Below are 14568 nucleotides of genomic sequence, written 5' to 3'. Positions count from 1 at the left end.
TGTCAGCACCGTCGCCGCCCTGACTGCCGGGGACCGAGTCGTACGCGGCGGCCCACGGCCACGGCTGGGCGCGGGGGAGTTCCCGCTCCAGGTCGGCGGTATGCCTGGCGGCACGCGGTGGTGCGCGTAGAGGCGAAGCCGTCAGTCCGCCGGCAGCCGGAACCGTAGGCGGCAGATGACGGCGTCGGTGTCGCGGCGCAGCGCGTGGGCGACGACTGCGCCGCGCTGGTTCTGCAGGAGGCGTTGCCACAAGTGGGCGGGTTCGGCTTCGGGGATGAGGACGGTGATGCGGGAGTCGGGGTGCCGGGTGGTGAGTTCGCGTACATACGCGGCGAACGGGCGTCCCAGGGATCGGGCGCCGGATTCCACGGCGATCAGGTCGGTTCCCGGGTTCCACAGTTCCCAGTCGCGGCGCAGTGCCTCCGCGGCCCGGCGGTCCTCGGGGTCGGTGTGCGTGTCTTGACGGTGGCGTTTCGATGGCGGCGCTGGATGGCGCGCAGCTCCATCTGGGCGCCCCACGCCTCCATGGTGAAGCGGTTTCTCGTCGGTGGTGTGGTGTCGTTGAGATCCCAAGGGCCGTCGTGGCCATACGTGACGAGCAGCTTTCCCTCATCACGCATCTTGTAGCCCGTGTTCAGGCAGTCGACGACGTTGCGGCCGAGCCGGTCCACCGCTGCGGCAACGAGGCCGTCATACGGCCCCCGCTCGTCGCGAAGCCACGGGCCGAGCTTGGGCCGGGTGGCCGGGTCCGTGGCTCCCGATACCCCCCAGTCGTCAGCCCAGCCAATGATGTGCCCGCCGACAGATGCGGCGGCTGTCAGCATGTCCTCCCGTTGACGCTCAGGGGACGACGTGGCCAACTTCATGCGGGACAGCCGCCGCACGCCGAGCAGGCTCTTCCCGCATCCGTCATAGGGGCGTTCGATCACGTCCAGGTCCGTACCGCGCAAGGTCTCTCCGTTTCGGGCACGCAGGGTACGGAGATTTCGCGGCCACCCCCAGGACGATCTCGCTCAGCCCAGGAAGCTCAGTCGAACCTGGCGGTTCGGGTTGTCGACGTTGGTGTCCGCGACACTCCGCTAAGGCGACCCGCACGATACTCGGTGACCCTTTCGGATCCGAGGCGCCTCACGTGCACGTCACATACACGGAAACGGCGCGGGCAGTCAGTGTGTGGCGAGGCCCCGCCCGATGGGGCGGGGCCTCCCGGACGCTCCCCCTGTCGCTCGTCTCCCCCGCGGAGGAACGATGGGGATCACCGGCTCCGATCACGAGGCCGAATACGAACGGGGCCTGCCACGGTGAGGGGAGGCCCACATCACCACTTCGAGCCGGCTTGTCCCTTGCACGTCCATTGCTGGGCGCGGGCTCCGTTGCGCGCTGATACACCGCCCAAGAGCGAGTTGCGTAATGCGAGCATCTTTGGTCCTTTCTGGCCGGACACATCAAAATGCACCCGACGCTGGCATCTTTTGCGTGCTGTGGGTAATAGCGCCGCATATCGGCTCCACGGTCGGCGACACCAAGAGTCCATGTGCAGGCAGTCTCAGAATGCCGGGCGCCCCTCAGGAGAGTCAGTAGCAGCGAGTCCTCGGCTTCTTAACTACGCGTCCACTCGGCACTTGTTGACAGCTGGGCACCACCATGTGCCACGGGTTGAGCCGCTCGGGACGGTCCCATCACCCATTGGCGCACCGGCCGTGGTATGGCCGGTGGCGTACAGGTGCAGAACCTCGTGGCCGACACCGGCCCCGTCAGGTTCGTGCCTCTGCCCCGCCTCCTCACTTCGTCCACGCGGCCACGGCATTCTCCACCCCACGGCAGGCCACGGCGTCGGCCTCGGCGCGGTGCCACCGACCGAGCGGCCGGAACTAGAGTTGTCGAGAGGGGTAGCGGTAACTATGGTTGTCGCATGACTTCGATTGGAATCACCCCCGAAGAGCGGGCCGAGCTGGGCAAGGCCCTTACTGATGCCCTCAATCCGCTCGCAGCGGCCATTCGCTCCCGCCAGTCAGGGCTGTCCACGGCCCGCATGTGGGAGGCGGATCCGGTTGAGGTGACGCTGTCCGTCCTCGCCGCCTGGAAGGTGGTGGATACGGAGGTCAAGCAGCTGACGGCGCGCGCGGCGGCGACAGCCGGCTCCTACGGCGCGAACTACGAGCAGATGGGTGCGGTCTGGGGCATAACCCGCCAGGGCGCGCGCAAGAAGTGGCCCGACGCAGTTCCCCGTCCCGCAGCCGCGGCGGCGAAGACGGGCACGGCGCTCGAACTCTTCGGCGGCACAGCCGAACTGGTGCAGGACCCGGCGTCCGGCGGCTGGGCCTGGGCGGGCGAAGGCGCGGACGGCGCGCGCGGCGCCGCCGAGGACGGCACCTGGTACGCGACGAAGGAAGAGGCCGCCGCTCGCGCCGGAGCCTTCCTGCGCGAGCACGTCGCCACCCACTCGTAGCGCTCCAGTGCGGGTTCGCCCGGCTCGTTACCGGGCCCGGGAATGAAGAACAGGCGCTTCACTCCTGAACTTCCGTGTCAGGGAGCAGGCATGAGCTGTTCAAGGGCTCGTGAGGCAGCTGAGGAGGAAGAGATGCTTACCGAGAGACTGTTCCGGACTGACGGCTTACCGCCGGCGGACCGGTTCGACTGCTGGCGCGAACGGGTCAGTGGGACGCATGCTCCGCTGGACTTGCTCAGCGACCACCGGGCGGATTTTCTGGCTTCACAACGAGTACTGGACCTCGGTGCCGTGTCGGTGTGGCCGACGACGTTCCAGCCAGTGCGCTTTCGACGAACGCCGAAACTCATCCGTCAATCCGATCCAGAGGGGCTCCACCTCTCTCTGCCGTTGCACGGGGCGTTGCGCGCCGTTCGGGGCAAGGAGGAGACCGTCCACGGTCCGGACAGCCTGTGCGTCGTCGATTCGTCACGGCCCTTCGACGTTCATGCGGGGGACGACTCAAGGCCGCACACGGGAATCGGGCTGGAGGTCCCCAAAGCTCTATTGCCACTGCCTCGGCACGCATTCGACCGAGTCACTGCGGCGCGTCTGTCAACGCGCGAAGGTTTCGGCGCCCTGCTGGCACAGTTGCTCACTCAGCTGGCGAAGGACACCTCTCCTTACCAGGCGGCTGACGGGCCCCGGCTCGGGACAGTGATGATCGACCTGCTGTCGGCGCTACTCGCCCACGCCTTGGACGCCGAGAACTCGCTCCCACCGGAAACTCACCAACAGGCCCTCGTACTGCGCATTCGGGCCTTCGTCCAGCAGCATCTGCACGACCCGCAACTGACCCCGTGCACCATCGCCGCCGCCCACCACATCTCCCGCAGCTACCTGTACCGCCTCTTTGAACGCGAAGAGGAGTCCATCGCTGCCTGGATTCGTGGCCAGCGCTTGGAGCACGCTCGCCGTGACCTCGCACACCCCGCCATGCGCACCACCCCCATCCACGCCATCGCCGCCCGCTGGTGCTTCACCCACGCCGCCGACTTCACCCGCGCCTTCCGAAGGGCCTACGGCATGGCACCCAGGGAATACCGCAGCGTCGCCCATCGGCCACAGTGACATCTCAGCTCGAACACACCTGTGACCTCACGAGCCGACCCAGCGCACCACCTCCCTCCGCGCCTTCTGCACCGCCATGTATGCCATCCAGCGACTACCGCCCACCGCGCCCGCCGCATCGCCGAGTAGACGTACAGTCAATAGCTGTGGCTTGGCTGCCAGCGACAGCGGAGCAATGCTCAGGACTTGTGGATCAGTGCCGGGAGGAACGCGAAGGGCGTGCCTTGGTCTCCGAGTGGGACCGCGTTGCAGCGCGAGTCGGGAATGTGCGCCAGTGCTCAGCGTAGGCACCGATGACGGCTTTCCCCCCCGCAGTCCGGCTCCCTGATCGACGACATCGCGTGCTGTCCCGGCACGTTGGTGACGGGGGACACGCCTTGGTTGGTGCTTGAAAGGGGTGCGGGCCTTCTGGGATCGGCGTGGATTGCGACATCTCCACCGGCTCTCGGAAGGCGAGGTTGTGTGCGGATCCGCTGGTGACGCGCCCAGGGCGAATCTTGGTCAGCGCAGGAAGCTCAGTCGAACCTGGCGGTTCGGGTTGTCGACGTTGGTGTCGACCAGGCAGACGGACTGCCAGGTGCCCAGGGCCATGTGGCCCGCTACTACGGGGAGGGTTGCGTGGGGTGGGATGAGGGCGGGGAGGACGTGGTCGCGGCCGTGGCCTGGGGTGCCGTGGCGGTGGCGCCAGCGGTTGTCGGCGGGTAGGAGGTCGTGCAGGGCGGCCAGGAGGTCTTCGTCGCTGCCTGCGCCGGTTTCCAGGATGGCGATGCCGGCGGTGGCGTGGGGCACGAAGATGTTCAGCAGGCCGTCGCGACCGTCGGCTGCCTCGCGGAGGAAGGCGGCGCAGTCGGCGGTGAGATCGGCGACGGTTTCCGTGGAGCCGGTGGTGACGTCAAGGGTGCGGGTGGTGAATGCGGTGCTCATGCGGTCATTTTCGTATGGATGGCCCGCCCTCGTCGGCACCCCCGCGGGTGTCGCCCGCAATGCCGTCTCCACGCTCCGGCAACAAAGGTCCATCAGCCGAGATGGTGTTTGACCCCTCTCGGAGCGCGCCGCTACGTTCAGCGGCATGTCTACATCAGCGCTGCTCACCACGCGCGGTCACATTGACCTGCTGCGGGTGGCCTCGGCCGGGTGTCGCCGCGGAGGCGGCCGTTTCTGCTGCTGATGCAGTGCTGTCATTGAGGCGTCGCCGGCGCTGATGCAGTGCTGTCATTGAGGCATTGCCGGCGCTGATGCAGTGGTGTCGTTGAGGCATTGCTGTCCCTGAGGCCGTGGCCCTGACCAGTGTGCTGATGCCGGTCTCTTGAGGGTGGGTGGTTCGCGACCCCGCGGTTTGGTATTCGGGGCCTGCGGCATTGTGGCCTGTCTCGCTTCCCGCCGGACCGTTGTGGGGCTTGGCGCCGGCGCCCTTAGGGGCTTTGCGGCGTTCCGCGGGTGCGCCGTAGTTGGTTGTCGTCGGTCGCGCCTCTTCTCCCCCTCTCGCTCTTCATTCACCTTTCCGTGGAGCATTCATGAGTGTTGATCAGGCCGTGTACGGCCATGCCCCGCCCGATCCGTCCGTTCAAGCCGTTCAAGCCGTTCAAGCCGTTCAAGCCGGGCGGGCGTCGCTCGCCAAGGACCTGGAGGTGGGGGCGGAGGCCGCTTTCCGTGGCGAGGGGCCCGAGCTCGAACGGGTTGTTCCCGTCTCGGGTCGGGGGTGGTCGGGGCCGCGGTGGTTGCGGCGGGCGGTGGGGCCTGTCGTGCTGTTGGTGTGGTGGCAGGTGTTGAGTGCGAGTGGGGTGCTGGCGGAGGACGTTCTGGCGTCGCCCGGTGCCATCGCTGCGACGGCCGGGGATCTGGTCGCGGACGGAACGCTGCCGTCGGCGATGCTGGTGTCCCTCCAACGGGTCGCGGTCGGGCTGCTGTTGGGTGGTGTGACCGGTGTGGTGCTGGCGCTCGTCTCGGGGCTCTCGCGGCTCGGGGAGGATCTCGTCGACGCCACGGTGCAGATGCTGCGCTCCATCCCGTGGGTGGGTGTGATCCCGCTGTTCATCATCTGGCTGGGCATCGGTGAGGCGCCCAAGATCGCGTTGATCTCGCTGGGTGTGGCCTTCCATCTGTATCTGAATGTCTATGCCGGTATCCGTGGCGTGGACGCCCAGTTGGTGGAGGCCGGGACCGCGCTCGGGCTGGGCCGGTGGGGGCTGATCCGGCATGTGGTGCTGCCGGGGGCGTTGCCGGGCGCCATGACCGGGCTGCGCTACTCGCTGGCCACCGCCTGGCTCGCGCTGGTCTTCGGTGAACAGGTCAATGCCGATGACGGCCTCGGCTTCCTGATGAACCAGGCCAGGGAATTCTTCCGCACCGACGTGATCGTGGTGTGCCTGGTGGTCTACGCGATCCTCGGGCTCATCGCCGACTTTCTCGTCCGTACCCTCGAAAGGCTGCTGCTGCAATGGCGACCGACGTTCACGGGGCAGTGACCGACACCCTGCGCGAGGAGGCCCCACGCGCTGCATCTCCCGGCGCCACCGCTGTCCAGGTAGCGGGGCTGGTGCGGGCCTTCGGTGGCCGTGCTGTCGTTGATGACCTGCAACTGATCGTGCAGCCGGGCGAGTTCGTGGCGCTGCTCGGGCGGAGTGGCTGCGGTAAGTCGACTCTGCTGCGGGTGCTGGCCGGGCTCGACCGGGAGATCGAGGGTGAGGTGCGGGTGCCGCGCCGTAAGGCCGTGGCGTTCCAGGCACCGCGGCTGATGCCCTGGAAGCGGGTCTGGCCCAATGTGCTGCTGGGGCTGCCGGGCCGCCCCGACCGGGCGGCTGCGGAAAGGGCGTTGGCGGAGGTCGGGCTCGGTCACCGTGCGGAGGCCTGGCCCAAGACGCTCTCCGGTGGGGAGGCACAGCGGGCGTCGCTCGCCCGTGCGCTGGTACGGGAGCCCGATCTGCTGCTGCTCGACGAGCCGTTCGGCGCTCTTGACGCGCTGACCCGGATCAAGGCCCAGCGCCTGGTGGCCGAGCTGTGGCGGGAGCGGGGCTGCGCGGTGCTGCTGGTCACCCATGACGTGGAGGAGGCGCTGCTGCTCGCCGACCGGGCGCTGGTGATGGAGGGCGGCCGGATCGCGTACGAGACCACAGTGGATCTGCCGCGGCCGCGGGAGATCTCCGATCCGCGGTTCGGTGCGCTGCGTGCCCGTCTGCTCGATCGGCTCGGTGTGGAGGGCGGCACGGGCACGCACGCGGCGGGAGGGGCGGACCACGCGGAGGTTACGGGCGATGGCTCCGCCGCCGCTGCTGCGTGACCTGCCGGGACCGGCCCGCCATCCACTGACCGACCCGGCTGACCCCACACCGGCCCCTCCCCCCTGGCCAGCCACAACCCCTCCCCTAAGCCTTCAACCCTCACCACCCCGAAACCGAAACGGACACCCCATGAGAGCACGCCACCTCGTCCCAGCCGCCCTGCTGCTTCCGTTCGCCCTGCTGCTGGCCGCCTGTGGTGGTTCGTCGCGGGCCGAGGGGGGCGGCGGGACCGGGAGCGGGACCGATGGCAAAGGGTCGCTGACGCTCAACGTCGGTGACCAGAAAGGTGGTTCGGAGGCGTTGCTGCGGGCCGCCGGAGAGCTGGACGACCTTCCGTACAAGATCAAGTGGTCGACGTTCACGTCCGGGCCGCCGCTGCTGGAGGCGATCAATGCCGGGGCGGTGGATGTCGGTGCGGTCGGCAACACCCCGCCGGTGTTCGCGGCCGCGGCGAAGTCGAAGATCAAGGTGATCGCCGGGTCCCACAGCAGGTCGGACGGCGAGACGATTCTGGTGAAGAAGGGCTCCCCGCTCAAGCGGCCGGCGCAGCTCAAGGGCAAGTCGATCGCCGTGGCCCAGGGCAGTTCGGCGCACTACCAGCTCATCGCCTCGCTGAAGAAGGCCGGGCTGACGCCGAAGGATGTCACGCTCAACTACCTTCAGCCGGCCGACGCCCTCGCCGCGTTCACCCGGGGGAAGGTGGCTGCCTGGGCGGTGTGGGACCCGTACACCTCGCAGGCCCTGGATCAGGCGGATGCCCGGGTGCTGACCACCGGGCAGGGCGTCGTCAACGGGCTCAGCTTCCAGGTTGCCGCGCCGGCCGCGCTGGACGACAAGAAGAAGTCGGCGGCGCTCAAGGACTACACCGACCGGCTGCGGCGGGCGCAGGACTGGGTGTTCCAGCACCCCGACGCCTGGGCCACGGCCTGGGCGAAGGAGACCGGGCTGCCGGACAAGGTCGCGCTGGACGCCGTCAAACGCAGCCGGGGGACGGCGGTGGCGGTGGCCGTGGACAAGGCGGCCGTCGCCTCCGAGCAGCGGATCGTCGACGCGTTCGCGGCGTTGAAGCTGATCCCCCGGTCCTTCGACTTCGGCGCGTTCGTCGACCCCCGTTTCAACGGTGACCTGCCGCCTTCGGGCACGGCGCCGCGTACCTACGGAAAGGGCCACTGAGATGTCCGTACACCTGCACTGGTTTCTGCCGACCGGCGGCGACGGCCGGACGCTCGTCGACCGGCATGCCTATACCGACGGCGGGATTCGGCGTGACCGCATCACCCCGGTGAGCGGGATACGGGCCCCGGACATCGAGTATCTGGCCCAAATCGCCAAAGCGGCCGAGCAGTTGGGGTTCGAGGCGGTGCTCACGCCGACCGGTACGTGGTGCGAGGACGCCTGGCTGACGACGGTGGCGCTGACCCAGGTCACCGAGCGGCTGAAGTTTCTGGTGGCGTTCCGGCCCGGAGTGATCTCGCCGGTGCTGGCGGCGCAGATGGCCGCGACCTATCAGCGGATCTCGCGCGGGCGGCTACTGCTGAACGTGGTGACCGGCGGCGACTCGACCGAGCAGAAGCGGTTCGGCGATCATCTCGGCCATGACCGGCGGTATGCCCGTACCGATGAGTTTCTGAAGATTGTGCGGGGCGTCTGGGGTGGGCGGCCGTTCGACTTCCACGGCGAGCACTATCAGGTGGCGGGCGGGCTGACGGCGCTGCCGCCGGACCCGTTGCCGCAGATCTTCTTCGGCGGATCGTCGGCGGCCGCGGGACCGGTCGCCGCCCGGAACGTGGATGTGTACCTGACCTGGGGCGAGCCGCCCGAGGAGGTCAAGCAGAAGATCGACTGGATACGCGGGCTGGCGGAGAAGGAAGTGCGTACGGTCCGGTTCGGCATCCGTCTCCACACCATCTCGCGGGACTCGTCGAAGGAGGCCTGGGCGACCGCCGGCCGGCTGCTGGACGACCTCGACCCGGAGACGGTGACGGCCGCACAGCAGGCGCTGGGCAAGAGCGAGTCGGTGGGACAGCAGCGAATGCTGGCGCTGCACGGCGGCTCGCGCGACAAGCTGGAGATCGCGCCCAATCTGTGGGCGGGGGTCGGTCTGGTGCGTGGTGGCGCGGGGACCGCGCTGGTCGGCAGCCATGCCGAGGTCGCCGACCGGATCGAGGAGTACCACTCCCTGGGCATCGAGCACTTCGTGCTCTCCGGCTATCCGCATCTGGAGGAGGCGTACTGGTTCGGGGAGGGCGTACGGCCGGAGCTGGCCGCCCGGGGGCTGCTGGAGGCGGGGCCGGCTCCGCCGGCCGGCGTACCGGCGGTCAATGGCCGGCCGGCGTCGGCGCCGGGTGGGGCACCGCTGCTGATCGCCGGCGGGCGCTGACCCGCTGGGCGGGGCGGCGGGTGGCCGGGCCGCCGAGGGAGCAGTGCTACCTCAGCGGCCCGGCCGTCGTGGCGTACGGCGCTCACGGCACTGGCGGCGCCCGCGGTGCCTCCGCGGGGACGGTCCCGTCGGCACGGGCGGGCGGAGGCAGGGAGGGGCGAGCAGGAGGCAGAAACCAAGAACCGGGAGGCGGGGAGAGACGAGCCGGTGGGCAGGCAGGCAAGACCCACTGACCCCGCCGGGAAGACCTAGCCCCCTCCCCCGGTTAGTAGAAGCATGAACAACACCGGGGTGCGTGCGGTCGAGGTCGTGGTGGTCGGTGCCGGGCAGGCCGGACTGGCCGCCGCCTTTCATCTGCGGCGGATCGGGTATCGGCCCGACCGGGACTTCGTGGTGCTCGATCACTCTCCACGTCCGGGCGGTGCCTGGCAGTTCCGGTGGCCCACCCTGACGTACGACAAGGTGCACGGGATGCATGCGCTGCCGGGTATGGAGCTGACCGGCGCGGATCCGCGGCGGCCGTCGGCCGAGGTGATCGGCGGGTACTTCGACAGCTATGAGCGGGCCTTCGGGCTGCGGGTGCACCGGCCGGTGCGCGTGCTGTCGGTGCGCGAGGGCGGTGCGGGCCCTTCCGGGGCGGGCTCTTCCTGGGCGGGCCCTTCCTGGACGGAGTCCGCCGGAGCGCCGGGGCGAGGGCGGCTGCTGGTCGAGACGTCGGAGGGGAGCTATGCGGCGCGGGCGCTGATCAATGCGACCGGGACCTGGGACCGGCCGTTCTGGCCGCGGTTCCCCGGGCAGGAGGTCTTCGGGGGTCGTCAGCTGCACAGTGCGCAGTACCGGGGCCCGGAGGACTTCCGTGCGGCGCGCGTGGTGGTGGTCGGCGGCGGGACCTCGGCCGTGCAGCAGCTGCTGGAGATCGCGCCGGGCGCGGCCGCCACGACCTGGGTGACCCGTCGGCCGCCGGTGTTCCGCGCGGGGCCGTTCGGCGAGGAGCAGGGCCGGGCCGCGGTCGCCCTGGTGGCGGACCGGGTCCGGCAGGGGCTGCCGCCCCGGAGCGTGGTGAGCGTGACCGGACTGCCGATGACCGAGGCGATCCGGCGGGGCCGGGAGAGCGGCGTGCTGGAGCGGCTGCCGCTCTTCGAGCGCCTCACACCCACCGGTGCGGTCTGGGACGACGGGCGCACGGTCGAGGCCGACGCGATCCTCTACGCGACGGGATTCCGCCCCGCCCTCGACCATCTCGCCCCGCTGCGGCTGCGCGAGCCGGGCGGCGGTATCCGGATGGATGGCACCCGCACGCTCCGTGACGCGCGGGTCCATCTCGTCGGTTACGGGCCGTCGGCAAGCACCATCGGCGCCAACCGCGCGGGCCGGGCCGCGGCCGTGGGCATCGACAGGTTGCTGACAGAGGATCCTCAACCAGCCGATGAGGACGCGGAGTTGGCGGGCATCCTGGCCTCGTAGGCGGAGGCCGCGTGCTCGACCAGACCGATCAGTACCTCCTTGCAGGACGCGCGCTCCCGGGCGTCGCACAGCAGCACCGGGGTCGCCGGATCGAGGTCCAGGGCCCCTGCCACCTCCTGGGCCCGGTGGGCGCGGACGCCGTCGAAGCAGTTGACGGCGACGACGAACGGGATGCTGCGGTGCTCGAAGTAGTCGATGGCCGCGAAGCTGTCGGCGAGCCGCCGGGTGTCGGCGAGCACCACCGCGCCGAGCGCGCCCTGCGCCAGCTCGTCCCACAGGAACCAGAACCGGTTCTGCCCCGGTGTGCCGAACAGATACAGCGCCAGGTCGTCGTGGATGGTGATCCGTCCGAAGTCCATGGCCACGGTCGTCGTGGTCTTCTGCTGGACCCCGTCGAGCCGGTCGACGGGACGCCCGGCCTCGGTCAGCCGCTCCTCCGTGTTGAGCGGCCGGATCTCGCTGACGGAGCCGACGAGGGTCGTCTTGCCCACGCCGAACCCTCCGGCCACCAGGATCTTGAGGGCCATGAAGGAGTCAGAGCGCGCGGAGTCCATCGATCACTTCCCTGAGTATGTGCGCGTCGGGCAACTGGGCGGGTGGCACGGGACGGTTGACGCGGATCAGTCCCTCGGCCAGGAGGTCGCTCAGCAGCACCCGGACCACCCCCAGGGGCAGCCCGGAGTCGGAGGCGACCTCGGCGACCGGGCGGGGGCGTTCGTCGCACAGCCGGTAAATCGCGTGCTGCTCGGGCGACAGCGTGGGGTCCTCGTCCGGCCGGGGCTCGGCCTGCACGACGGCCATCAGCTCGAAGGCCGCACTGCTCGGCCGGGCCCGCCCGGCGGTCATCGCATAGAGCCGGACCACCGGCCCCGCTTCGTCGTCGTACCAGTGCGGGGTGGAGTCGGTCATGGGCGGCCGGTCACTCCGTTCCGGCGCGCACGGGGGTACCGAGGTGGGCGCCGACCCGCTTGACGAGCCGGGCCATCTCGTAGGCGACCAGGCCGATATCGGCCTCGGCGTCGCCGAACACCGCCAGACACGAGCCGTCGCCGGCCGCCACCACGAAGAGGAAGCCGCCCTCCAGCTCGACCATGGTCTGGATGACCTGGCCGGCCGCGAAGTGCCGGCCCGCTCCCTTGGCGAGGCTGTGGCAGCCGGAGGCGATCGCCGCGAAGCGCTCGCTGTCGTCACGGGTGAGACCGCTGGAGGTGCCGACGGCCAGTCCGTCGCCGGAGAGCACCACGGCGGAGCGGATCTCCAGCACACGGGAGACCAAGTCGTCGAGGAGCCAGTTGAGTTCGCCGGAAAGCTGCTGGTCGCCGGTCATGGTGTGTCTTCTCCTCGTGACGGATTGTCGTTCGCCCCGTTCGGTTGCCGCGGGGCCTGCGGGTGCGGCTGCTCGGGTGGCTCGCGCCGCGGCGCCTGCGGCGGAGGGGTGTCGCCGCGGCCGCGTGCCCAGCCGGCGCGGAGCGATGCCATGGTGGTGCGGGCCTGTTCCGGGGATCGCCGCGGTGCGGGCATGCCCTCGGTGCGCGGCACCCACTCGGGCCGCTGGTCCGGGCTCGTCCGCAGCTCCGGCGCGAGGTGGGCCTGGCGCACCCGGCGCGGCAGCGCGGCCTCCGGGTCCGCCGCCGCTTCGGACGGCTGGGCGGAGGTGACGGGTGGGCGGTGCCCGGCCGCGGGCTGCTCCGCCGCGGTGTCGGCCGCGGCGGGCGGGAGCGCGTTCCGGCGGGGCGCCGCGGCCACCGGCGTCCGGTGTGCGGCCGACCGGCGCCGGTGGAAGAGCGACGCACCCGCCTCGGCCGGCCCGGTGCTCCGCGCGTCCGCCGGCTCCTCGTCCGCTCCCGCGGCGAACAGGGCATCAGGCACGAGCACCACGGCAGTGATGCCGCCGTACACCGAGGGCTGGAGGGCCACCTTGACGTGCCGGCGGTGGGCGAGCCGGTTGACGACGAAGAGGCCGAGCTGTTCGGTGTCCAACAGGTCGATCTCTTCGGCGTCCTGGATACGGCGGTTGGCCTCGTCGAGGGCCTCCTTGCCCATCCCGAGGCCGCGGTCGTGGATCTCCACGGCGATACCGGCGCCGACCCGTTCGGCGCGTACCTGCACCTTGGTCTGCGGGGGCGAGAACATCACCGCGTTCTCGACGAGTTCGGCCAGCAGATGGGTGAGGTCGGCCACCGCGCCGCCGGCCAGCCGGGCGTCGACGACGGAGTGCACCTCGACCCGCGGGAAGTCCTCCACCTCGGCGACGGCCGCGCGGACCACGTCGAGCAGCGGTACGGGATGGCGCCAGCCCCGGCCGGGCGCGGCGCCGGAGAGGATGATCAGGCTCTCGGCGTGCCGCCGCATCCGGGTGGTGAGGTGGTCGAGCCGGAAGAGGTCCTCCAGTTCCACCGGGTCCTCGGTGCGGCGTTCCATGGTGTCCAGCAGGGCGAGCTGGCGGTGCAGCAGCAGCTGGCTGCGCCGCGCGAGGCTCACATAGACGCCGGAGATCCCGCTGAGCGCCTCGGCGCGGCCGGCCGCTGCCTGGAGCGCGGCACGGTGCACCGCCACCAGGGCCTCGCCGACCTGCCCCACCTCGTCGCGGCCGGTGCCGCGGTCGCCGAGCGGCGCGACGGCGTCGATGTCCACCTTCTTGCCCGCGTGCAGCAGCCGCATGGAGGCGGGCAGATCCCGGCGGGCGACCCGCAGCGCGGAGTTGCGCAGCTGCTCAAGCTCGACGACCAGCCGACGGCCGATCTTGACCGAGATGAGGAGCGAGAGCAGGACACCGGCCAGGCCCAGGACGACGGCGATGCCGGGTCCGCCGAGGGTGCCGGCGGACAGCGGGTCGGCGTCCCGGGCCGCCCCGGTGCTCGCGGCCCGCTGTGCGGTGTGCAGGTCGTGCAGAACGGTGTCGCTGACATCGGTCCAGCGCACGGCGGGGACGGCGGTGGCGGCCGGGGTGCCCGCGCCGGCGTCCCGTACGGCGTTCTCGGCGGCGCGCAGTTCGCGGTAGGCCGCACCGTCCAGGATCCGGTGGTAGGCCGCGGCGTCCCGGGGCCGCAGATCGTCGACCGCGGCGGCGAACAGGGCGCGCTGGGTGTGCACCGCGCCGGTGAACGCGTCGAACTGCCCCGGTGACATCCGGCCGGAGAGTTGGGCGGCGCCGAGGACCGCGTCCTCATGGGCGAGCGCCTCGCGGGCCCGGGAGAGTTCCAGGACGACCCGCGCCTCCGAGGAGACCGCCGTCTTCTCCAGCCCGGTCAGCGCGCCGACGGTGGCGAAACCGTCCTCGATGAGGCCGGTGTAGTCGGCGACCAGACGGTCCCGGTCGGGCTTGTGGCCGTCGACGCGTCCGCGCAGCGCGGCCAGCCCGTCGGCGTCATGCAGCAGCCGGTCGATACGGCCGGGCAGCTGGGCGTCGGTCGTCTCCGCGTCCGCACTGCCGGAGTCGATGCCGTCCCGGAGGGCGACCGCGGCGGAGTCGGTGGCCCGCTGCCGCTCCCGCAGCGTCTGCTGACGTCCGGGATCGGGGGACGCGAGCGCGCGGGCCGCGGCGCTGCGCTCTTCCTGTACGGCGGAGACGAAGTCCCCGACGGGGGCGACGAGGGTGGCGTTGACGTCCTTGAGCCGCTGAAGGTCGGAGACATTCCGCGCGGTGGTGACGGTGGCGAACGCCCAGAGGGCGATCAGGGACACCACGGGAACCATGAGCAGCGCGACGATCTTCGCGCGCACCGAGCGGGGCATCAGGCGAACGCGGTAATCCGTAGCGAATTTCCAGGACTTGGCGACCGCGGGCAGCGCATGCCGGGGGCGGTTGTTCCCAGGCGGCTGGGCCTCCCCTGCGGGCCCGGATCCGTCCGGGGTCTGTCGTATGTGCATGAATTCCTCAACAGGTC

Annotated in this window: 13 protein-coding genes and 1 pseudogene; 7 read left to right on the top strand and 7 right to left on the bottom strand. The window is 70.6% G+C overall.

Annotation, left to right across the window (positions count from 1 at the left end; all coding sequences use genetic code 11):
- Positions 1-141 precede the first annotated feature (141 nt).
- Positions 142-456: pseudogene (locus CP981_RS33455) on the bottom strand (amino acid permease); the annotation flags it as partial.
- A complete protein-coding gene (locus CP981_RS33450; protein WP_425282225.1) occupies positions 375-866 on the bottom strand; it encodes a recombinase family protein in 492 nt (163 codons plus the stop codon). The pseudogene CP981_RS33455 and the gene CP981_RS33450, both read right to left, overlap by 82 nt.
- A gap of 1046 nt (positions 867-1912) precedes the next feature.
- On the opposite strand from CP981_RS33450, the gene CP981_RS33445 reads away from it, so the two are divergent.
- On the top strand, positions 1913-2449 hold the full coding sequence (locus CP981_RS33445; protein ID WP_150522382.1) for a hypothetical protein: 537 nt from the start codon (positions 1913-1915) through the stop codon (positions 2447-2449).
- Between the two features lie 132 nt (positions 2450-2581).
- Complete coding sequence (locus CP981_RS33440; protein ID WP_085924922.1) at positions 2582-3559, top strand: helix-turn-helix transcriptional regulator; 978 nt, start codon at positions 2582-2584, stop codon at positions 3557-3559.
- Positions 3560-4060: 501 nt separating this feature from the next.
- Here the strand turns inward: CP981_RS33440 and CP981_RS33435 are convergent.
- Complete coding sequence (locus tag CP981_RS33435) at positions 4061-4483, bottom strand: YjbQ family protein (RefSeq protein WP_085924923.1); 423 nt, start codon at positions 4481-4483, stop codon at positions 4061-4063.
- Between the two features lie 590 nt (positions 4484-5073).
- Here CP981_RS33435 and CP981_RS33430 point away from each other — a divergent pair.
- The 5 genes from CP981_RS33430 to CP981_RS33410 all read left to right on the top strand — a co-directional run bounded on the left by CP981_RS33430 (position 5074) and on the right by CP981_RS33410 (position 10681).
- A complete protein-coding gene (locus tag CP981_RS33430) occupies positions 5074-6024 on the top strand; it encodes an ABC transporter permease (RefSeq protein WP_425282183.1) in 951 nt (316 codons plus the stop codon).
- Entirely contained in the window at positions 5997-6836 is an 840-nt protein-coding gene (locus CP981_RS33425) for an ABC transporter ATP-binding protein (RefSeq protein ID WP_244329902.1), read from the top strand. The genes CP981_RS33430 and CP981_RS33425 overlap by 28 nt, the downstream gene beginning before the upstream one ends.
- A 130-nt stretch (positions 6837-6966) precedes the next feature.
- Positions 6967-8010 (top strand): ABC transporter substrate-binding protein, encoded by a 1044-nt coding sequence (locus CP981_RS33420; protein ID WP_085924924.1) that lies wholly within the window; start codon positions 6967-6969, stop codon positions 8008-8010.
- Between the two features lies 1 nt (position 8011).
- Positions 8012-9217: an LLM class flavin-dependent oxidoreductase gene (locus CP981_RS33415; RefSeq protein ID WP_085924925.1), complete on the top strand. Its 1206-nt coding sequence runs from the start codon at positions 8012-8014 to the stop codon at positions 9215-9217.
- 276 nt (positions 9218-9493) lie between these two features.
- The gene (locus tag CP981_RS33410; protein ID WP_085924926.1) at positions 9494-10681 is read left to right on the top strand and encodes an NAD(P)-binding domain-containing protein; all 1188 of its coding nucleotides are present in this window, start codon (positions 9494-9496) and stop codon (positions 10679-10681) included.
- Here the strand turns inward: CP981_RS33410 and CP981_RS33405 are convergent.
- The 4 genes from CP981_RS33405 to CP981_RS33390 are packed head-to-tail and all read right to left on the bottom strand — an operon-like array spanning position 10633 to position 14551.
- Positions 10633-11235, bottom strand: coding sequence for a GTP-binding protein (locus CP981_RS33405; RefSeq protein WP_085924927.1), 603 nt, complete (start codon positions 11233-11235; stop codon positions 10633-10635). The two genes, CP981_RS33410 and CP981_RS33405, sit on opposite strands and share 49 nt — an antisense overlap.
- Entirely contained in the window at positions 11216-11590 is a 375-nt protein-coding gene (locus tag CP981_RS33400) for a DUF742 domain-containing protein (protein WP_085924928.1), read from the bottom strand. The genes CP981_RS33405 and CP981_RS33400 overlap by 20 nt, the downstream gene beginning before the upstream one ends.
- Positions 11591-11600: 10 nt before the next feature.
- Positions 11601-12008, bottom strand: a complete 408-nt coding sequence (locus CP981_RS33395) for a roadblock/LC7 domain-containing protein (RefSeq protein WP_085924929.1) — start codon at positions 12006-12008, stop codon at positions 11601-11603.
- Positions 12005-14551 carry a sensor histidine kinase gene (locus CP981_RS33390; protein WP_244329901.1) on the bottom strand — a complete coding sequence of 849 codons (2547 nt, stop codon included), beginning with the start codon at positions 14549-14551 and terminating at the stop codon, positions 12005-12007. Before CP981_RS33390 ends, CP981_RS33395 begins: the two co-directional genes overlap by 4 nt.
- Positions 14552-14568 lie beyond the last annotated feature (17 nt).

Source organism: Streptomyces platensis (assembly GCF_008704855.1).
In the GTDB taxonomy this organism is placed as follows: Bacteria; Actinomycetota; Actinomycetes; order Streptomycetales; family Streptomycetaceae; genus Streptomyces; species Streptomyces platensis.
The sequence above is the reverse complement of the archived record's forward strand: the minus strand, read 5'-3'. Positions and strand labels throughout refer to the sequence as shown.